This is a genomic window from Vagococcus elongatus (genome assembly GCF_003987645.1).
GTDB lineage: Bacteria > Bacillota > Bacilli > Lactobacillales > Vagococcaceae > Vagococcus_A > Vagococcus_A elongatus.
Map to the genome: position 1 here is coordinate 43,785 of NZ_NGKA01000001.1, position 21,857 is coordinate 65,641.

A 21,857-nucleotide genomic window follows, 5' to 3' on the forward strand; every position below is an offset into this window, starting at 1 on the left:
ATGTCTGAAGAAAATAAATTAGATAAGCAAGTTGAGGATGTAAAGGAAAGAATTTTAGCTTGTTTAGAAACTGTTATTGACCCGGAATTAGGCATTGATATCGTAAATTTGGGATTGATTTATGGAGTAGAGTTGGATGAGAATGGCCTTTGTACGATAAAAATGACGTTGACGACAATGGGCTGTCCATTGGCAGACGTGATTACAGAAGAAATCCACGAAGCACTATCTAGTATTCCAGAAATCAGAGAAACAGATGTGAAGCTCGTGTGGTATCCAGCGTGGACGACTGATAGAATGTCAAGATATGCACGGATTGCGTTAGGGATTAGATAAGTTGGAACTGTAGGGTTGACAATGAGTTTTATTGAATTTCCACTGGTTTTTTTCAATGTAGTCGGTTACCCCAGTACCCCAGTTTTTAACAGCACCCTCCTGAATTTTTTCTTTTTAGAAATTATTTGGGAGGTTTTTTGTTAGGTATAATTTGGAAAGTTTATTTGAAGAATTTCTATTTTATTTTAAATGAAAACAAGCAGTATTTGACAGAAAAGTACTTAAATTTAATGACAGGAAATGTTTCAGTATCATAGCAATTATTTGTCAGAGATAGAACTCTGGCTTTTTTTAATCATGCAAGTCCTGTATAATCAGTCTTAACATTAAAGTTCAAGGAAAGGGTCATGTATGGCTAGGGCATGTGCTGTTTTTCAAGAAGATATATCTGTATTGTGCACCAGATGTCCAACAAAGGATAAATAGGTTTTATAAAAATGCTTTAAAAAGTTCAATTACTCAATGATTTATATACAGGAAATAATTGTTTATTGGATTGTTTTAGGAAATTGAGAGATTGAAACTAAGTTAGCTGGAGAGGTACTAGAAAAAATAAGGAGGAGCATACCTAAATTAAATGAGGTATGAAAACAAGAAAATGACTAAGAAGAAAAAAATTATTTTATCTATTGCTATTTCAATTTTGGCAGTATTTGTAATTGGTGGTGTTACTGTTTATGCTCACAATAAAAAGGCTGAGAAACTTAGGCTTTACAATGAGAAAATTGAATTAAAAGTAGAAAATATTAATTCTGAAAAAGAAAAGTTTGGAAAAGAAGAAGATAAAGCTAAAAGATTAGAAATTTTGGATGGCCTTATTTCAAAATCTGAAAAATATACTAAGGGCGAAGAAAAAGATGAGCGTGTGATTGAAGCTTATGATAAAGTTATTGATGATTTGAGAAATGAATTTAAAGCTGAAAATAATAAGCTAATTGCAGATAATACATCAGAAGATTTAGAGAAAGAAAAAATTGAAGATTTGAAGAAAAAGATTGAGGCATTAAAATCTGTTAAAAATGAAATGGAAGAACTACAGAAAGAAATTGTCTATTCTAAAGAAGAAGTTGAAAAATCCATTGAACCAATTGATGTCTTGATTGAAACCTATGAAAATAAAGTTAAAAAGCTGGAAGAAGAAGCTAAGAAGAAAAAGGAAGAGGAAGAAAAGGCAAAAGCTGAAGCTAAGAAGGCTGAAGAGGAAAAAGCAGCTGCTCAACAAGCTGAAGTTCAAGCACAGCAGCAAGCACAAGTGGATGCTGGAGTTGCCTATTATGATGCTTCTGGAAACTATGTGGATAATTCTGGTGGATATGTTGCCCCATCTCAAGGTGGCGGCGGTTATACTGCTCCAGCAGAAGGCGGTGGATATGCAACTAACGAATATGGATGGTGGTCCCAATCTCATTCTGATGGAAGTATAGGAACTGGTACAGCAATAGATCATGGAGATGGATCTTGGTCTATAACAGGAGATGAAATAGAAGGTCCTGCAGGATGGATTACTCCATAATTAAAAATTAAAATTTTGCTATAAAAATAGTGACCTCCAAATGTTAGATTTTTGGTCTAACTTTTGGGGGTCGCTTCAAAGGCAGAGCTCATTCTCTGTCTTTTTCTTTTCAACTTATAAAAGCTGGTATAAATGTGCCTAAGTATATGTAAGGGACAAGATGTGTTGACTGTCACAGCCATCAACCCTCTTACTCAGTCTGGGGAAGCTGTTGCTTCTCTAGGTTGTTTTTTAATATCAGAAGGGAAGAACACAAGTTGGAACTGAATTACAAGGATGCCTAAACTGATAAGCAGTTAGAAGCCATTATCACTCAGTCAGTATGCAATTCGAGTCAGATTTTTGGACTTCGGATATACAAATCAAATGATGATGTTTCTGATGTGGATACCAGACAGAATGAGATAACAAGTTGAAACTCTTTTATTAACTTTTAGAAAAAGTTGATAAAGGAGTTTTTTACATGCAAAATATAGCTTCAGAAAAAACTTGATTATTCTAGAAATAAACAATAATGTATTTAATAAATTCAGCTAAAGTTCATTGAAAATAAAAAAATTGTTAATTCAAAAAACTCGATTTTGGATTGTTTCTGATTCAATCCAGCTAACAATAGACTCTGATAGCATATTATCTTATAAAAATAGCTCATTATTTTAATACGCAAAAATCATCAGAATTAATTTAAATATTTTTTAAATTAAAGGAATCTAATAATGAAAAATAATATTCAAAAATACTTTTATAGAAATAATTTTTATTATTGAGAGAATATAATTGGATAAAAAACATTAAAAATATATATGTAAAATATTTTCAATGTTTTTTTATTTTAACTCATAAAAAATTGAAACAAGATGATTGTTAAAAAAATAAACCTATAATATAATCTATCAAGGCAAAAATACCGCGTTTTTAGAAAGTTTTTGGAAAGAAAATTATATTTTAAGATAATAATATTATTCTTAACTAAATCTTGATATTTGTTATAAAATATTCAAAAATATATTTTTTGTTTTAAAATATTATTCTTTGGTCTTGGTTGCCTAAAAATGATTTAAACATAAAATATTTCTTTATTTTAAGAAATATTAAATTTTAATGAGAGGAAGGGGGTGAACATATGTGAATCAATTCAAAAAAATATTTTTGAGTTTGATTTTAATTATAACTATTTTGGTAATAGAAACACCTTTAACAAAAACATTTGCAGCCGTAACCGGATATCCTAATTTACCTAGCGGTGTGATTTCGATAGATATGTCAGAACTCTATAATTTTTCCGGTTCAACTATTTATCATAATATTCCTGGAGAACACGTCATTGATTTAACTGGGCCTAACAGGACCGATTTTTCTGGACAGGCTTGGAGTAAAAGAAAGATAAACTTAAATGACCCCTTTCGTCTTGAATTTTATGCTTATCTTGGTAATGCACTCCAGCGGCAAGTGGTTGCAGATGGTATTACTTTAATTTTCAGAAATGGGACTGCCGAACACGTTGGAGGCGTGGGGTCTTCCATTGGCGCTTATGGCAACGGACTAGGTCGCGCCCATGTGTTGGAGTTTGATACTTACTATAATTCTCGAGTGAATCAAGACCAATCTTTACAAGATGGGGATCACGATCTCTTTAATTATATGACAATCTATGGTAATCATACTGGGCATGTGGCCATCAGAACTAGCGGAAGCAATGACGTGGTGAGCAGACATACAGTTTTATTCAACGGCACGATATTCAACCCGGTAGCAGATGGAGGATGGAGAAAAGTTGTTTATAATTGGGATCCTGGTGGTAATTTTGGTAATGGCAGGTTGTATGGTTCGGTTGGAGGTTCCTCCTTTTCATTAAATTATAATTTAAGAAATGATTTAGCTGATCCCAACAGTGTTTATTGGGGATTCACGAGCGGAACAGGTCCTCTAGCCGGCAATCCCGTTGGAGGTCAGAGTCAAGGTGTCTTTTTCACCCGTGTTTATGTGGGAACAGACCTTAGTTTATCCAAAGTAAGTACACGGGGAGATTTTCTTGAAGGAGCGGAATTTCTTTTAAAAGCTGTTGATGGCGGCAGTGAAGTTACGCTGGTGGATAGCGGAGATGGTACATACCGATTACCTGAAAATTTTCGCATGACTCTTGGGAAAAAATATCTGTTAAAAGAGACTCGTGCGCCGGCAGGTCATTCATTATCAGAAATTGCATCTTGGGAAATCAGCATAGATTTAAATGGCAGGGTGACTGTGAATGGGCAAAGTGTCCCAACAGAAAAGGATAGTGTTCATTTAACGGTTGAAAACAGATTCTCTCCAGTCTCAGTTGGGATTAAAAAATATGCTGAGGGAAATAAGGAGGAGCTGTTGAGTTTGTCAGGAGCCGTCTTTCAACTAGAAAAGAAAAGCGCGGGGGGAGCGTATGATTTGGTTGAAGAAAAAATGACTGATACTGAGGGTTTCGCTCCTTTTACCTTACAAGAGCCGGGAGATTACCGGATGAAAGAAACACAGGGACCTGTGGGCTACGATACTGTTGCAGGGGATTATGAATTTTCTTTAACAAAATATGGAGAAATTATCTACGCAGGTGATAATTTTGAGGAAAATGCGCCATTTTGGACCTTGCGACACCAGAATCAGTTAAAACCTTTTGATTTGGAAATTCAAAAAACAGATGAGATGGGAGAGCCGTTAAAAGGGGCAAAATTCCAATTAACAGGTCCCAACATCAACGTGACCTTGCCAAGTGATAATCAAGCAATAGATCATTTTATGTTTAAAAATTTATTTCCCGGAAAATACACATTAACGGAGCTTGAGGCACCAGAGAATTTTGAGAAAAATTCTGAACCGTTGCTGATTGATATTTTGAATGATGGAACGGTTGAAAATGACCGGAAGCCGGTAGAAGCAACATTGATGGAAGGCGATACAGCCAATAAGATATCCATGGCAATCACTAATAAAGCCAAACCATTGCTGCCTTTAGTGTTTTACAAAGTGAATGAAGAGTATCAACCTATGGAAAATGTAGCTTTCACGTTGTATCAGTGCTTTGATGACACGCAAAATCACACCCACGAAAAATTTACCGGTGAGGAATTTCCTGAATGTTGGCAATATGTGGAAGAAACTGCAAGTGATGAGATTGGGGAAGTACGGTTCAATAATTTAAAAAAAGGAAATTATTTATTAGTGGAAACTCGGACCCATTCAGGGTATGAGTTGCCTTTAGGAAACTGGGAAGTCCACTTTGATCCTTACAAAGAGGTTATTGACGAACGAATACATATCGAAGCAGTGGGGGATAAGTTGCCTCCTGCATTTATGATAGAAGAACAAGAAGGAGAAAAAGTTTTAAAGCTTCCCAATTATCCAACGACAATACTGCCAAAAACAGGAAGTCTTGGTGCGTTAGTTGGATTGATTGCAGGCATCACATGTTTAGGGATGGGGGGAGTGTATTATATTTTTACTGATTCAAAAAATAAGGATTGATTTTTGCTCAACGAGTGATGAAAGAAGAGAGAGGAAAAATAATATGAAAATCAAAAAAATCAAATCAACAGGGTTAGTGTCATTTATTATTACTATCGTATTACTGCTAAGTACTTTCAGCAGCTTTTTATCAATTGCTGAAGCTGCCGATGTGGCACCTGAGACAGGAAATCTTTACATTCATAAGTATTATATGGCAGATTCTGATTTGGCTAATATCCCTAACAATGGAGAGGCAATTCCTGTACATGAGTTGCCCGATTCTGCTGTACCATTAGAAGGTATCACTTTCGATCTGTTCAAAGTTGTCCCTATTGAAGGCACCTATCCGCAAGGAAAAAGTTTAATTGTTGACGAACAGGCACTGACTGTTACAGATGAAGGCGTGACTTATGACTTAGTGAAATCTTCTTCTATTATTTCTGATAGTGATGGCACCGCGTTTTTACCAAACTTGCCTCAAGGAGCCTATATCGTTGTTGAACGCTCCACAGAGTTTATAGAAATTGCAGGGGAAAAAATAACTTTAAATCCAATTGCGCCATTTATTGTTCATGTCCCTATGACAAATCCTAGCGGGTCAGATTGGTTGACAGATGTTCACGTGTATCCCAAAAATGAGGGACTGGCATCTGAAAAAATCGCCCAAACCTCATTAGCAAACCGGATTGGCGGGACGATGTCGTATCGTATGAATACTAAAGTACCAGCAGGCATTTATGACAGTAATCCCACCATCGACGAAAACATTACTTTCTCGCTTATTGACACATTGGATACAGCTCTAACTTTACAAACAGACAGTTTAAAAGTATATACGTCTGATACAAAAGAAGGAGAGATGCTTCCAGGCACCGAGATGTTACTAGGTCAAGATTATATTCTTAATACAGCTTCGAATTTTTCAGTAGACTTTACGGCAGCTGGCCGACAAAAATTATCCAACAATAAGTTTGTCATTTTAGCCTTTGATGTCGAAGTGAATCAATCTTTAGGGACTGATGATCGGATGGTCGTAGGAAATAAAGCTTCGGTTAATTTTGTAAATAAAAATGGTCAAACAGTTACTGTGGAAACATCCTCAGTGGATATCCATACAGCAGCCATTCAAATCGAAAAATTGAGTGCAAGGGATAATAAAAAACTAAAAGATGCTGAATTTCAATTAGCTTCTTCTCAAAAAAATGCCAAGGAAGGAAATTATTTGAGAAGAGATGAAGAAGGCAGAATCATTGATTTTGGTGAGAATGGCTATGATTTGGCTTCGGCGTGGATGGTTAAGACAGATGAGAACGGCTTTGCTGAATTTAAGGGAATTGAAGACTATCGTTCGACGATTGATGCCCAAGGTGGGGAAACCATCACAGATTATTTAAGTTACTGGTTGGTCGAAACGAAGGCGCCCACAGGCTACCATCTATTGGATGATGCTGTCCAAGTCTCATTTGATCAAGTCAGTTCTTCAGGAGATTCTCCTACCTTTACAATCAAGTCTCAAATAAAAAACAGTAAAAAAGGATTATTGCCAAAAACAGGTAGTACAGCGGCTTTGATTTTTTCTGTTGTTGGGATAGTTATTATCGGTGTGGGAATTATTTTTGGTATTTTTTCTAACAAGAAGAAAAAAATATCATAAGAAATGATTATAGGCTAAAGACTGAACATTGTTTATCAATTTTCAGTCTTTAGTTTTAGGAGTGAAAATGATGAAACGACGGCTGCTTACATTTTTGTTGATTTTCGTAGGCTTAGGCTTTTTAGTCTATCCGATCATAAGCAAAGAGTTGTATGACAAAAAAATATCAACTCAGACTTTAGATTATGAAAAAAAAATAAATGCCGAAGATGATGCAAAATTAAAAGAAGAATGGCAAAAAGCTGTGGTTTACAATCAAAATCTAAAGGGAGACCCTGTCAAGGATCCTTTCATTGTCGGCAGCGGTATCGCCTTGCCTAAAGATTATCAACAGGTGTTGAACTTTCCCGACAATACCATGGCAGTCATCGATATACCTAAAATTTCTGTCAAATTACCAGTTTATCATGGCACCAGTGAGGGTGTGTTACAAAAAGGTATCGGACATATGGAGGGGACTTCTTTGCCGATAGGTGGTAAAGGCAATCACAGTGTACTGACAGGCCATAGCGGTTTGGCTCATTCAAAAATGTTTACAGATTTAACCTCATTAGAAAAAGGTGACTTGTTTTTTATTCATGCGCTAGATAAGGTTTTGGCTTATAAAGTTGACCAGATTAAAGTGGTCACACCTGACAATTTGAAATATTTAGCGACAAAGACGGATGAAGATTATTCAACATTGATTACTTGTACTCCTTATGGCATAAATTCCCACAGACTTTTGGTCAGAGGCAGCAGAACTAAGTATCTTCCAGAAGAAAGAAAAAAAATAAAGCCAATCAAAAAGGAGACAGAGGCTGATAAAATCTTGAGAAATTCGGTTATTATAACAAGCACACTGATGCTTTTTATCATACTTGGAGCGTTAATTATAAAAAAGAGACTAACGACAAAGACTAAATAATATTAGAGAGTTATCAAATGATTTTATCGGATAAACTTGACTCCAACGTAATTTTAAAAGTTCGTCTAATCGTGAAATATGATAAAATAAAGGCGATAAAATCTGGGAGGAAGGTTTGGATGATATGAAAATATATAACCTGCTTGAGGGGAATAGTCACACATTGGATAACAGTATTGTCAATGAGCCTTGTTTTGTGATTGCAAAAGAGAATCAAGTGAAAAAAATGGCAGACCTGCTCGGTATCAGTGATTTTTCAAGGAATACTATTAAAAGGGCAGATACATTTATCAGATTTGATGCTCGAGAAGATCACGATTATTTAAATTTGATTTACTTTCAAACAGTCGGAGGCACCTTTGAGTTTGAAACTTTTTCTTTAGTTTTTGGTAAAACATTTTTAATTTTATCACTCACGGAAGAAAGCCATCTCTTAGAAGACTTTTTAGATGATTTTTTGCCCTCTATTCAGACGAATGATATTAGCCAATTGTATGTAAGTTTTTTAGATGCGTTGTTCAGTGAGATGTTTGATAGTTTGTATTTGTATGAAGAAATATTAGCTGAAATCGAAAATGAAATTATTATAAGTGACAAAGTTCACGGGATGGAAGAGATAGTCGAAAAAAAGAATAATTGTTTTAAAGTTAAAAAATATATGAGGTTGCTATTGTACGTAGGAGACGACCTGATATTGAACATTAATAATTTGATTTCTGAAAAACAAATGAAAGTTGTCAATACATTAGATGTGGCGATTAACCGTTTGTACGAATTTTCTTCCAATCTTTATGAAACTTGTGTCCATCTTTTAGAAATCTATGACAGTACAGTTAGTACTCGAACCAATGATGTTATCAACAAGCTGACTGTCTTTACAGTCTTTGCTACACCAATCACAGTTTTGACCGGGATTTATGGCATGAATTTCGAAAACATGCCGGAGCTCCAAAATCCCAACGGCTACTATATTCTTCTAGGTATCATGGTGTTTATTTCTCTTATGATTTATTTCATTTTGAAAAAAATCAAACTTTTATAGAGAGATCCGTATTTGTTTTTGGGAGATACAATCTAATGAACTAATATAAGGGCAGGGGTGAGTTTATACTCCTGTTTTTTATGCTTCATAAATGTTTTCCGAGCTGTCTTTTGGGAGTTTTTAAGTGTATTCAAATATTTCTTAATTTAATAACATTTAAACCATCACACGATTGTTAGCAAAAAACCGGAGTTTGTGAATTCATAAGCGAAAATAATTTGACAGTCATCTGTTTATTTTTTGGTTTTAAACATATGCTTGTAAAAAATATGAGAAAATAATTTGTCTTATTTCTGAAATGCTTTTGTCTACATTCAAGTTAAGAACTGGTTTTGTAGTTTATTATCTACAAGTTTAATCAACTTTTAATAATTACTTTAATTAATTTGTCCTTAATGTTATAATGACCTAGTTATAAAATTCACAAAGGAGAATGTTTATGAAACTGAAGGAAAGAATTTTTGGATTTATTTTATTATTTGTCTTTTTAATTGTTGGACTACAAATACTGCCATCAAATATGATGTATTTTCGTTTAATTATTGGACTTACTTTTGGGTATGTATTATCGAGATCTTATACTGGATTTGCCGGCAGTGTGAACAGGGCTTACCGGACGGGTTCTACAAAACTAATGCGTACATTGATGTTTATGTTCGTCATCACATCAATTGCTACTGCTGCATTTTTAGTTTTTGCAGAAGATATCACGTCTTACGGTTTGTGGATCAATCCGATTAATTTAGGCTTGATAGTCGGTGGGGTTTTGTTCGGAATTGGAATGGCTCTTTCGTCTTGTTGTGCCTCTGGCGTGATGACTGATATCGTCACTGATTTACCGCGGGCAGGAGTGACTTTGATTTTCTTCGGTATTGGGGTATTCGTTGGTTTTCCGCTGCAAAGCACTCAATCTTGGGTCACAACTTCTCTATTCACCTCTGAAACTGGTAAGAAATTTTCTCAAGGGGTATTTCTTCCAGACTGGTTTAAGTGGGATGGCTTGAATGGCTATCTTGGTGCCATCGTCTTAACGATGATATTTGCTGGTATTGTAGTTTATTTATCCTATCGTTATGAACAATCTCGTATCAACAAAGGGACATATGTTGGGGTTCCTTCTGAACGGGTACAAGACAGAAAAGAAACCTTAGATGTAAAAACTTTTTCTCTATCAAATGAATCTACCATCAATCACGTGTTGACAAAACCTTGGACGTTGCAACAAGGAGCATTTATGCTGACCATTCTTTTTGTTATACTAATGGCAGTAACTAAAAGCGGATGGGGTGCTTCAACACCTTATGGTATATGGGTTGGTAAATTATTGACAGTTTTTGGTGTTTCTGCTGATTCATTGGCTAGCTTTACTCATCAGGCACCTGAAACATTCACAGCATCTTTATTGCAAAATGGTGTCACAGTTCAGAATATTGGTATTATGTTAGGAACCTTGGTTTTCCTTCTAACATCTGGACAATTTAAGGAGACAGTTAAATCTATTCCTAAATTGACAATGAACGGATTGGCTTTCTATTCATTGGGAGGATTACTGATGGGCTTCGGTACACGCTTATCTAACGGTTGTAATGTGGGTGCTTTATATTCACCAATTGCTCAATTTTCACTATCAGGTTGGATTTTTCTGATCGCGCTTGTCGCCGGGGGGATTCTTGGCAACAAACTTGCAAAAGCAGTGAATCTTGATTAACTTAAGATGATATGATTTAAAGTTTTTTAAAATTTATAGGAGGCAGCTATTATGGGAAAAAGAGTTTTAATTATTGGCGGAGTAGCAGGAGGGGCTTCTGCTGCAGCGAGAATCAGAAGAATTGATGAATTTGCTGAAATCGTCATGTTTGAAAGAGGACCTTTTGTCTCTTTCTCAAATTGTGCTTTACCCTTTCATTTGAGCGGTATCGTAGAAGAATCAGAAAATTTAGTTTTGATGACACCTGAGGTTTTTGATAAACAATATAATATAGATGCGCGTGTCAATCATGAAGTGACTGCAATCAATCCTAAAGAAAAAACAATCGTTGTCAAAAATCTCTTGTCAGGCGAAGAAACTATCGAAGCCTATGATGAGCTTGTGTTATCTCCGGGAGCTAACCCGGTGTTGCCTGAAAACATCAAAGGCATCCATTCGGCACATGTTTTTTCAGTGAGAAACGTTCCAGACATCGATCAAATCAAGCGTTATATCGATCAGAATAATGTTCAAGATGTGGTAGTGGCCGGTGCAGGCTTTATCGGAATCGAAGTCGCAGAAAACTTGAAAAAAGCTGGAAAAAATGTCAGCTTGATTGAAGCTGCAGATCAGGTGATGGAGCCATTTGATTATGATATGGCTCAAATCCTTCATAAAGAAATTATGGATAACGATGTAAATCTTGTATTGGAAGATGCCATTGCTGAAATTAAGGATGATTGTGTTCTGCTGACTTCTGGAAAAGAAATTCCTGGTCAAGTGGTAATTATGGCTATTGGAGTAAAACCAGAGTTGACTCTTGCCAAAGCGGCAGGTTTAGAGATTGGAAAAACTGGCGGTATTAAGGTCAACCATCATTATTTGACTTCAGAGCCTCATATTTATGCTGTCGGTGATGCCATTGAAACAACGAATCTGATTACACGCAAACCAACTCGCCTGACCTTGGCTGGTCCGGCGCAAAGACAAGCCAGAGCCGTTGCTGATCATATGTATGGTAAACAGTATCGTAATACTGGTGTGATTGGTTCATCCGTTATTCAATGTTTTGAGATGAATGCTGCTTCAACAGGGCTAAATGAAAAAGACTGTAAAAAAGAGGGAATCGACTACCGCACGTCTTATGTCATTCCAAAAGATAAAGTTGGATTGATGCCTAACGCACGTCCGATTTATTTCAAACTGATTTTTGCTTACCCATCGGGTCAAATTTTAGGTGCCCAATGTATGGGAGAAGGAAATGTGGACAAACGAATCGATATTATTGCCACGATGATCACAATGAACGGGAATTTAGAAGACTTGAAAGAATTAGAATTGTCTTATTCTCCAATGTTTGGGACGGCTAAAGACGCTGTAAATATGGCTGCTTTGGTAGGCTTGAATATTTTGAATGGAGAATACAAGCAAGTGCCTGTGACGGAAATCCGTTCACTGATTGAATCTAATGCTTTTATCATTGATGGTCGTGAACCAGATGAGTATGAGGAAGGGCATATGATAAATGCTGTAAATATTCCATTCAGCGAATTCAGAAACCGTTTGGATGAAATTCCAAAAGATCAGCCGGTATATGTTCACTGCTTATCTAGCCAACGCAGTTATAACATGGTAAAAGCTTTACAAATGCGTGGATTTGACAATGTTTTCAACTTGATGGGTTCATTTTTGGGCTTGTGTATGTATGAATATTACAATGATCAAGTCACTGGACGTAAACCAGTGGTTACTAACTACCGATTTGATTTGTTGTAATCTCTAAAAGAAAAAAAGGCATAGGAAATGTTTATCATCTTATGCCTTTTTGATATTATAAGATAAAGTTGGGATATAATGGAAAAGAAAAAGAAAATCAGCACTAGATACTATGCTATCGGCACATGGGTCACCATTGTTCTTGTCTGGCTCATCACAACAGAGACTGGGTTAATTTCTTCAAGTCTGGTACCTTCCCCTTCAGAAGTAGTCATGACTTTTTTTGATATTTTAAAAAATGGATATAATGGGATATCTTTCTGGAGACATGCCGGAGTCAGTTTGTCTAGACTACTGATATCTTCTTCTTTGGCTTTAGTCACTGCGATCCCGTTAGGTTTGTTAAGCGGCTATTTCGTTCCAGTCAGAGGTGTGGTGGATTCAATTGTCCAATTCTATCGCCCGTTACCGCCGCTGGCATATTATACACTTTTGATTTTATGGTTAGGGATTGATGAATCTTCCAAGCTGACATTGCTTTTCTTGGCTGCATTTGCACCGATTTATCTTGCTTGTGTGTCAGCTGTAGGAAATATCAATCCAGATTATTTGTTGAGTGCAGAATCTTTAGGGGCAAATAAAAAAGATGTTTTCTTTACAATTGTTCTTCCGAGCTGTCTGCCTGAGATTTTTACTGGGTTAAGAACGGCTGTCGGTGTTGCTTATACTACGCTGGTTTCAGCTGAGATGATAGCAGCGACTTCCGGCATTGGCTGGATGGTCATTGATGCTTCCAGATATTTAAAAAGCGACGTGATGTTTGTCGGCATCATCGTCATGGGAGTAACTGGTTTAGTCATTGACCATCTTTTAAAGAAGCTGGAGAAAAAAGTGGTTTTTTGGAAAGGAAAAGAGTAGATGAAATTAAAAAATAAAATTTTTTTGATGGTCGGTCTGCTTGTTTTACTGAGCGGGGGGCTTGCTGCCTGTGGAAAAAACAAAGAGGAAAGCACCAAAGAGGCTGCTAATCCCAAAGAGGTGCGAATTGGAATCATTCGAGTACCAAATGATAAACAAGTAGCCATTCAGCAAGATTTTTTTAAGAAGTATTTTGATGACAAAGGGATTAAAACAAGTTTTATGTTTTTTGATTCTGGCGTAGCAGCAAATCAGGCTTTTGCTTCAGGGAGTATAGACTTTGCCGAAATGGGCTATACTAATGGGGTTGTTGCCTGTGCAACGGAATTACCTGTGGAGTTGATTTGGATTCATGAAGTGCTGGGAGAAAATGAAGCATTAGTCGCTCAAAAAGAATTAGGAGCGACGTCAGTCGAAGATTTAAGAGGAAAAAAAATTGCGACACCGTTTAGTTCCACTTCCCATTTGAGTTTGTTAAAAGCACTTGAAGAAGCGAAAATCGAAGATGATGTCACTATTCTTGATATGGAAACAGCAGAGATAGTTGCCGCATGGGAGCGTGGAGACATCGATGCAGCATACACATGGGAACCTACGTTGAGTAAAATCAAGGAAACTGGCGATGTGTTAATCGACAGTCGGGAGTTGGCTGAAAAAGGTTATTTGACAGCCAATATTGATTTAGTTCATAAGGATTTTTCAGAAAAGTATCCTAATCTAGTTCGTGATTATTTACTGGCACTGAATGAAGCTGTTGAGCTTTATAAAGATAACCCTGAAAAGGCCGCTCAAGCAGCCGCTGATGCACTTGAAATTACTGAGGAAGATGCTTTGAGTCAGATGAAAGCCACTGAATGGCTTACACTCGAAGAACAGGTTGGTGATGGCTACTTGGGAACTTCTGATAATCCGGGAAAATTCCATGATGTTTTCTATGATACTGCCGTTTTCTTAAAAGAACAGGGGTCCATCAAGAGAGTCCCTGACGAAAAGGAAGTCAATCGTTTTATTTCTTCGAAATATGTGGAGCTTGCTTTAGAAAAATGAAAATGGAGGGTGGAGGATGACAAATTCAACTCATGATGAAATGATTGTCGTTAAAAATGTGAATCATCAGTTTAAAAAACAAGCTGAAGATCTTCCAGTTTTGAAAAATATAAATCTAAAAATAGCTAAAAATGAATTTGTTTGTGTCATTGGCCCCTCTGGCAGCGGGAAAAGTACCTTACTGAAAATTCTGGCTGGATATTTGATACCAAGTTCCGGAAGCTGTGAAATGCATGGCAAAAAAATTATCGCGCCTGATGTGACTAGAGGAGTAGTTTTCCAGTCTCCCACCTTGTATCCGTGGCTGACAGTTCGTCGTAACATTGAGTATGGTCCTAGAATCAGAAAAGAAGATGCCACGGTTATTCGAGAAAAAAGTCAAGCTTACATTGAAAAAGTTGGATTAGCCGATTTTGAAGAGTCCCATACGTATGAACTTTCAGGCGGGATGAAGCAGCGTGTTGCCCTAGCAAGAACACTTATCAATGAACCTGAGTTGATTTTGATGGATGAGCCTTTCAGCGCTCTTGACGCCATTACCCGAATGTCTATGCAAACCTTGATTCGGAATCTCTGGCAAGATAGTCAGCAGACTATCTTTCTGATTACTCATGACATTGAAGAAGCTTTAAAATTAGGTACTCGTATCATCGTCATGTCTAAAAGACCGGGTCAGATTGAAGTGGATAAAAAGATAGATTTCAGTAGAAAAATTCTTAGTGACCCGTCCTATCTCTTGGAAGAAGATCAGGAATTTCACGAACACAAAATAGAATTCAGCAAATTACTAAGTAAATAGCAAATGGGGAAGCTTCTTTTTCAAAGACAGCTTCCTGTTTTTTTTATTTATTTATTAAATCTGCGATGATTTATGGTATCATCAAGTTGGCGCTAAAAGTTCGTTGATAACCGTTGATAGACTTGTTTTATTCAAATAATCACATGAAAAGAGTTTATGAAATCAGGTTGTTTTTAGTGGAGCTCAGAAAGATTTAAGGAGATTGAAAATTTGAAGATTGGGATGCGAACAGTTAAAACAGGGTTAAGTGTGTTTATTTGTATATTAATTAGTATTTTATTGAAAAGGGAAACCTATGTGGTATCTTCAATCACCGCAATTTTTACTTTGCGGGAAGATATTGAAAATACAGTAAAATTTGGCAAACATCGTGTGGTCGGCAATGTGTTAGGGGCAATCCTTTCATTGCTGGTCATCGCTATTTTTGATGTTTTTGGCAAAACAGAGCTGGTCCAGCTCATTGCGATTCCTCTGGTTATCGTGCTGATGATTACGATTCTATCAACTTTGGGCTATCAGGAAGGGACAGTGGGTGCTAGTGCCACATTGTTGACAATCTTGTTTATGATACCCAGCCATCAATCTTACAGCTATGCACTGGATAGAATCATTGACAGTTTTATCGGTATGTTTATTGCGTTTGGGATGAATTTTATTATTCCTTGCCGTCCGACAACTTTAGCTGAGAATAAGAAAGAAGAAAATTAATTTATCTGTAATTATTCTGGGAGAATAAATGATACATTGCATAAATCAAAAAATGTTATCCGAAACTTTAAAAATATTGACAATTATTTAGTTGTCCTATGATACGTTTTCGTATGTGATTTATTTGTTTTTTATGAAACCGTTACTTCACTCAGATACGAAAAATAGCTTGTGGCAAATCTCAAACCATTTTATAAACCTAGTATTTTAACATATAGTAAAAATTGTTAGCAGTGATTTGTTGTGAGTGAATATTATGAATGTAGAATATTTTAATATGATTAGGAGGGGATAGTGTGGAAATTAACATAGGCATTTCTGTCAAAAATAGCTCTGAGGCTGTCGATCTATATAAAGAAGCATTTGGTTTGGAGCTTGGCTATTATGTGAAAAATCCTGATGGAAGCTACTTTCATTCCGAATTATCAAAAGATGGTAAAGGTTTCGCTGTCGTAGAAGCACAGAATGAAGTTGCTATGGAACAGGCGATACAGATAGGAGTGACGTTGGCAAGCGAAGAAGAGGTACATAAAGTATACCGGATTTTAAGCGAGGGAGGAATCATCAAAGAATCGATTGGACCTTTACCATGGAGTCCATGTGCTGCCACAATTATTGATAAATTTGGCGTTTGGTGGTTTATCACTGCTCCCCAACATCGCCCGCCTGATGATTACGACCCGAGCATTCCTTGGGACGCAAGCATGTATAAAAAGCCCGAATAGAATAATTCATAGTGAATTTAGCTTTAGCATCAACTAACAAATATAAGCATTTAAAGAAAGTAATTTTAGTAATGCATAGGACTTGAGAGACGGTTCTCTATGCAGATTCTCTTTTTTAGCATATTGAAGCAAATGAATAGACAGCCATACGGACGATTGTTCAGACTTGTAACCTACAAAACAACAATTCGTTTAAAGAAAAAATAAATATTATGTTCTTAAAATTACAAGTGTATGACGGTTTTTTTGTCTGTATCGCTGAAGAGTTAAATTTATTTTTTTGGCAAAACAATACCTTTACAAGGTTGACAAAGGTGCGTATTTGAGCTAATATTTGTTATGAAAAGGAATACACGGGATAGTGATTGCAGTTTGCAAGCTAAACCCAATCGTGTGAAATCAAATGGAAGGTTGGATTTTCTGTTTATTTCGCATGGTTGGGTATTTGTTTTTTTAGGGAGAAATGGAGAAGGTAAAGGTGAAAATTGACAAGATTTTAAATAATAATGTGGTGGTTACTCACGATCAAAGCGGACAGGAAACCATCGTCATGGGAAAGGGTATCGCTTTTAAAAAAAGGGTTGGGGAACAGATTTCGAAAAATGCTATCGATAAAACCTATGTGTTGAAGGATGAAGCTGCCTCTTACCGTTTTCAGGAAATACTAAAAGACGTGCCAATCGAATATATTGAAATCGCCAATGAAATAGTTGAGATTGCGAACCGAAACCTAGATAATTCTTTCAGTGAAAATATCTACACCAATTTGATAGACCATATCTACTCAACTGTTAAACGTGTCAAAGAAGGGTTAGAAATAACCAACATCTTAATTTGGGATATAAAAAAATTTTTTAGAAAAGAATATGACGTGGGCCTGCAAGCTTTAGAAATTATAAAAGATAAAATTGGTTTGGAATTATCAGAAGACGAAGCAGGTTTCATTGCTTTACACTTGTTAAACAGCGGTCTGGCACCAAACTTTAATGATGCTGAAAAAATCACGAAAATCATGCAGGAGATCACAACGATCATCAAGTATAATTTCCACATAGAATTTCAGGAAGAATCGGTAGTTTACTATCGCTTCATCACACATTTAAAATTCTTTGCTTACCGTCTTGTGTCTAACACTCATTACAAAGATGAAACTGATGAGGATTTGATAAAAATGATACAGTTGAAGTATCGCAATGCCTATCAGTGTGCATTAACTATTTCGGACTTTATTGCCAAGCAGTATAAGTACGATATAACAAAAGATGAATTACTTTATTTGACGATCCATATTGATCGGGTCATCAGACAGAGTGAATTAGTTTAAAATAATTTAAGGAGGGTAGAGGTACAACGAAAAGAAACTGGATAGTGACATTAAGTTGGCTAAACCTACTAGAGAATTTGTATCAACGTATGCAATTATTTAGGAGGAAAAGAAATGGGAAAATATGAAAATCTAGCAAAAGAGATTGTCAAAAATGTAGGCGGAAAAGAAAATATCAATAGTTTGAGTCACTGTATCACACGTTTGAGATTTAAGCTCAAGGATGAAACAAAAGCAAATGATGATATTTTGAAGAACACTGACGGTATCGTAACGATTATGAAAAGCGCAGGTCAGTACCAAGTGGTCATAGGCAACCATGTAGGGGATGTCTTTGAGGATGTCATGTCAGTCGCTGGTCTATCAGAAGGCGGTTCTGAAGAGCCGGATGAAAAAATGAACATATTTGACCGATTGATAGATATTATTAGCGGTTCTTTCCAGCCGTTTCTTGGTGTGCTGGCTGCCAGCGGTATGTTGAAGGGGATTTTAAGTGCATTTGTAGCCTTTGGATGGATGAGCGGCGACGGGGATTTGTACAAATTATTGTTCAACGTCGGTGATGCAATTTTTTATTTTATGCCTATCGTTATTGGTTATACTTCGTCGAAGAAATTTAAGTTGGCACCTATTGTGGGGATGACCATCGGGATGGCTCTTTGTATGCCTGCACTTCAAAAAGACACTCTTGCTGCTTTGTTTGAAGCTGCCGGGACGACCCCAGCAGTGGTGGGAAGCGGGATTTTCCAAGGGACTGCCTATATGAAATTATTCGGCGTGATTCCAGTGATCGCCAATAACTATGTCAGTTCTGTTGTTCCAGTTATTTTTGTTGTTGCCTTTGCAGCTCAAATTCAAAAGTTGGCTAAGAGAATCATTCCTGAGATGATTCAAAACTTTTTTGTGCCGCTGTTTGTTCTAATGATTTCTGTTCCTGTAGGATTTCTTGTCATTGGCCCTGTGATTACGATTTTAACGAACCTGTTCCAAGTCGGATTTGAAGCTGTAGCTAACTTTTCACCAATCTTGTATGGTGTGGTTTTGGGAACATTATGGCAAGTGCTGGTTATTTTTGGTTTGCACTGGAGCGTGGTTCCGCTATCGTTTATTCAAGTACAGCAATTTGGCTACTCTCAGGCGCTTACGCCAATGTTTGCTACGACGTTTGCCCAAACAGCTGTTGTTTTAGCTATGTTCTTCAAACTAAAAGATAAAGCAACCAAAAGCTTGGCAATTCCAGCAATGATTTCTGGAACTTTTGGTATCACTGAACCAGCTATTTACGGGTTGACCTTGCCAAGGAAAAAACCGTTTTATTTCTCCTTGGTCGGTGCCGGAATCGGTGGAGCCATCATGATGATGTTTGATTTAAAAGCTTATACAGTGGGTGGATTAGGAATCTTTGGAATTTTTAACTATGTAAATCCAGCGACAAATGATACGTCAGGTATTTGGAAATCATTAGTTGCAGCAGGGATTGCAATGGTCATTGCCTTTGTTCTGACTTACTTCTTCTGGAAAGATGACACTGTTGAAGCATCAACTGTCGAGGAAAAATCTTCTCTTGTCAAAGCACCGTTGACAGTCAGCAGTCCGATGACGGGTAAAATCATTCCATTGAATCAAATCAAAGATGAAGCATTTTCTTCAGGAGCGTTGGGATTAGGTGTGGGCATCGATCCGACTGACGGCAAAGTAACGGCACCGTTTGACGGAACTATAATGACGTTATTCCCGACGAAACATGCGATTGGTTTAGTTTCTGATGAAGGAGCTGAAGTTTTGATTCACATCGGATTAGATACTGTACAGCTCAACGGGGAATTCTTTACGGCTCATGTTGCGCAAGGGGATCGTGTGTCAAAAGGTGAACTGTTAGTGGAATTTGATGTTAAAAAAATACAAGAAGCTGGCTATAGTGTTCAAACACCAGTCATCGTGACCAATAAGGATGATTTTCTTGATATTATCGAAACGAGCGAAAGCAACATCAAATCTGGTGAGGATCTGTTGACCTTATTAATGTGATTTTCTTGATTTCGGAGAAATTTGAAAAAATATGTGCTAGGATATAGTTAGTACTATCTTTAAAGAAGTAAGCTTTTGAATTTTAGGAGGTAATAATAAATGGGATTTCGTAAGGATTTTTTATGGGGCGGTGCTACCGCTGCTAACCAGTGTGAAGGCGGCTATGATCAAGGCGGACGCGGATTAGCCAATGTTGATGTTGTGCCGATTGGGAAAGATCGTTTCCCGATTATTTCTGGGAAAATGAAACATTTTGATTTTGATGACGAGCATTTTTATCCGGCAAAAGGTGCCATTGATATGTATCACCGCTATAAGGAAGATATCGCCTTGTTTGGAGAAATGGGCTTTAAAACCTATCGTCTTTCTATTGCATGGAGTCGGATTTTTCCAAAGGGGGATGAATCTGAGCCAAATGAAGAAGGATTGGCTTTCTATGAAGATTTGTTTAAAGAATGTCACAAGCATGGTATCGAACCCCTAGTTACGATCACTCATTTTGATTGTCCTATGCATTTAGTTGAGACTTACGGTGCTTGGAGAAGTCGAAAATTAATCGGATTTTATGAAAACCTATGCCGTGTGCTCTTCAACCGTTATAAAGGACTTGTTAAATACTGGTTGACCTTTAATGAAATCAATATGATTTTACATGCACCATTTATGGGAGCGGGTCTTTACTTTGAAGAAGGGGACAATGAAGAACAGATAAAATATCAGGCAGCCCATCACGAACTGGTGGCAAGTGCCATTGCGACTAAAATTGCGCATGAAGTCGACCCTGAAAACCAAGTGGGATGTATGCTGGCAGCCGGAAATTATTATCCTTACACGAGTAATCCGGAAGATTATTTTGCAGCCGTTCAAAAAGATCGGGAGAATTATTTCTTCATTGATGTACAGTCACGGGGAGCTTACCCAAGCTATGCATTAAAAGAGATGGAAAGAAAAGGCATCGAGCTGGAAATCGCAGACGGTGATTTGGAATTACTGAAAGAACATACAGTTGATTTTATTTCATTTTCTTATTATTCTTCCCGCACGGTATCGACCGATCCGGAGATGAACAAAAAAGTAGCTGGAAATATTTTTGCTTCATTGAAAAATCCTTATTTGAAGGCATCTGAATGGGGCTGGCAAATTGATCCTCTCGGTTTGAGGTCAACGATGAATCAATTATATGATCGCTATCAGAAACCGCTCTTTATCGTAGAAAACGGCTTAGGCGCCGTGGATACCCCAGATGAAAATGGCTATGTGGCAGATGACTACCGTATCGATTATCTGCGAGATCATATCAAGGCGATGAAAGATGCTGTAGAAATCGATGGTGTAGACTTGATGGGATACACCTCATGGGGCTGTATAGATTTAGTCAGTGCCAGCACAGGCGAAATGAAAAAACGCTACGGTTTCATCTATGTTGACCGAGACAATGACGGAAACGGAACATTGAAACGTTCAAAGAAAAAATCATTTGACTGGTATAAAAAAGTTATTGCTTCTAATGGAGAAGACTTAGATTAACAAGATTTTTGGTAAAAATAGACATCAAAAAAAGTGTCAGACTCGTTTTTCAGCGAGAATCTGACACTTTTTTACTTCCTGACTTATGACCGGCCTCGTGATTTTGCATCAAAGGGCTTAAAATTTATTGAAAAAACACGCGAGTGCAACACCAATGGAAATTACAGAAAATATTAACCCATTCCCCAGTCCCAGTACAATAAAAGGGGAGGTGTTTTCATCTCCATCTTTTTTGACGTAAGTGAATGCTCGCCAAGTCATCACAAGTGTCCATAGACCTACTAATAAAAAAATAATGCCAATTAAATATATCATATAACTACCTCCTTGATATAAGAATATCACTAGATGAAAACGTTATCAAGAAAAACTCGATATGTTCCTCTTATAATCTAAGAGGTCAACAATAAAAACCTCCAGTTTACACTGGAAGTTTTTATTGTTGTGTA

At 36.9% G+C, this 21,857-nt stretch carries 17 protein-coding genes; 16 read left to right on the forward strand and 1 reads right to left on the reverse strand.

Going from position 1 to position 21,857, the window contains the following annotated elements:
• The 16 genes from CBF29_RS00180 (at position 1) to CBF29_RS00255 (ending at position 21,408) form a co-directional block, all read left to right on the forward strand.
• Positions 1-336, forward strand: a complete 336-nt coding sequence (locus CBF29_RS00180; RefSeq protein WP_126806012.1) for a metal-sulfur cluster assembly factor — start codon at positions 1-3, stop codon at positions 334-336.
• 577 nt (positions 337-913) lie between these two features.
• A complete protein-coding gene (locus tag CBF29_RS00185; protein WP_126806015.1) occupies positions 914-1,849 on the forward strand; it encodes a hypothetical protein in 936 nt (311 codons plus the stop codon).
• 1,125 nt (positions 1,850-2,974) lie between these two features.
• A complete protein-coding gene (locus CBF29_RS00190) occupies positions 2,975-5,344 on the forward strand; it encodes a SpaA isopeptide-forming pilin-related protein (protein WP_126806018.1) in 2,370 nt (789 codons plus the stop codon).
• Between the two features lie 43 nt (positions 5,345-5,387).
• A complete protein-coding gene (locus tag CBF29_RS00195) occupies positions 5,388-6,980 on the forward strand; it encodes a SpaH/EbpB family LPXTG-anchored major pilin (protein ID WP_126806021.1) in 1,593 nt (530 codons plus the stop codon).
• Positions 6,981-7,050: 70 nt separating this feature from the next.
• The gene (locus tag CBF29_RS00200; protein ID WP_126806023.1) at positions 7,051-7,887 is read left to right on the forward strand and encodes a class C sortase; all 837 of its coding nucleotides are present in this window, start codon (positions 7,051-7,053) and stop codon (positions 7,885-7,887) included.
• Positions 7,888-8,011: 124 nt separating this feature from the next.
• Positions 8,012-8,929: a magnesium transporter CorA family protein gene (locus tag CBF29_RS00205; RefSeq protein WP_126806026.1), complete on the forward strand. Its 918-nt coding sequence runs from the start codon at positions 8,012-8,014 to the stop codon at positions 8,927-8,929.
• A 439-nt stretch (positions 8,930-9,368) separates the two neighbouring features.
• Complete coding sequence (locus tag CBF29_RS00210) at positions 9,369-10,637, forward strand: YeeE/YedE family protein (RefSeq protein ID WP_126806028.1); 1,269 nt, start codon at positions 9,369-9,371, stop codon at positions 10,635-10,637.
• A gap of 51 nt (positions 10,638-10,688) precedes the next feature.
• Positions 10,689-12,392, forward strand: a complete 1,704-nt coding sequence (locus CBF29_RS00215) for an FAD-dependent oxidoreductase (RefSeq protein WP_126806030.1) — start codon at positions 10,689-10,691, stop codon at positions 12,390-12,392.
• Positions 12,393-12,470: 78 nt separating this feature from the next.
• A complete protein-coding gene (locus tag CBF29_RS00220) occupies positions 12,471-13,250 on the forward strand; it encodes an ABC transporter permease (RefSeq protein ID WP_126806032.1) in 780 nt (259 codons plus the stop codon).
• On the forward strand, positions 13,251-14,297 hold the full coding sequence (locus CBF29_RS00225; protein WP_126806035.1) for a taurine ABC transporter substrate-binding protein: 1,047 nt from the start codon (positions 13,251-13,253) through the stop codon (positions 14,295-14,297).
• A gap of 16 nt (positions 14,298-14,313) precedes the next feature.
• Complete coding sequence (locus CBF29_RS00230) at positions 14,314-15,096, forward strand: ABC transporter ATP-binding protein (RefSeq protein WP_126806037.1); 783 nt, start codon at positions 14,314-14,316, stop codon at positions 15,094-15,096.
• Between the two features lie 222 nt (positions 15,097-15,318).
• Entirely contained in the window at positions 15,319-15,804 is a 486-nt protein-coding gene (locus tag CBF29_RS00235; RefSeq protein WP_126806517.1) for an FUSC family protein, read from the forward strand.
• Positions 15,805-16,100: 296 nt separating this feature from the next.
• Positions 16,101-16,529, forward strand: coding sequence for a VOC family protein (locus CBF29_RS00240; RefSeq protein WP_126806039.1), 429 nt, complete (start codon positions 16,101-16,103; stop codon positions 16,527-16,529).
• A gap of 478 nt (positions 16,530-17,007) precedes the next feature.
• Positions 17,008-17,853, forward strand: a complete 846-nt coding sequence (gene licT, locus CBF29_RS00245) for a BglG family transcription antiterminator LicT (protein WP_126806041.1) — start codon at positions 17,008-17,010, stop codon at positions 17,851-17,853.
• Positions 17,854-17,967: 114 nt separating this feature from the next.
• A complete protein-coding gene (locus tag CBF29_RS00250) occupies positions 17,968-19,881 on the forward strand; it encodes a beta-glucoside-specific PTS transporter subunit IIABC (RefSeq protein ID WP_126806043.1) in 1,914 nt (637 codons plus the stop codon).
• Positions 19,882-19,980: 99 nt separating this feature from the next.
• Positions 19,981-21,408 (forward strand): 6-phospho-beta-glucosidase, encoded by a 1,428-nt coding sequence (locus CBF29_RS00255; protein WP_126806045.1) that lies wholly within the window; start codon positions 19,981-19,983, stop codon positions 21,406-21,408.
• A 117-nt stretch (positions 21,409-21,525) separates the two neighbouring features.
• Here the strand turns inward: CBF29_RS00255 and CBF29_RS00260 are convergent, their stop codons facing one another.
• Entirely contained in the window at positions 21,526-21,723 is a 198-nt protein-coding gene (locus CBF29_RS00260) for a hypothetical protein (RefSeq protein ID WP_126806048.1), read from the reverse strand.
• Between the last annotated feature and the right edge of the window lie 134 nt (positions 21,724-21,857).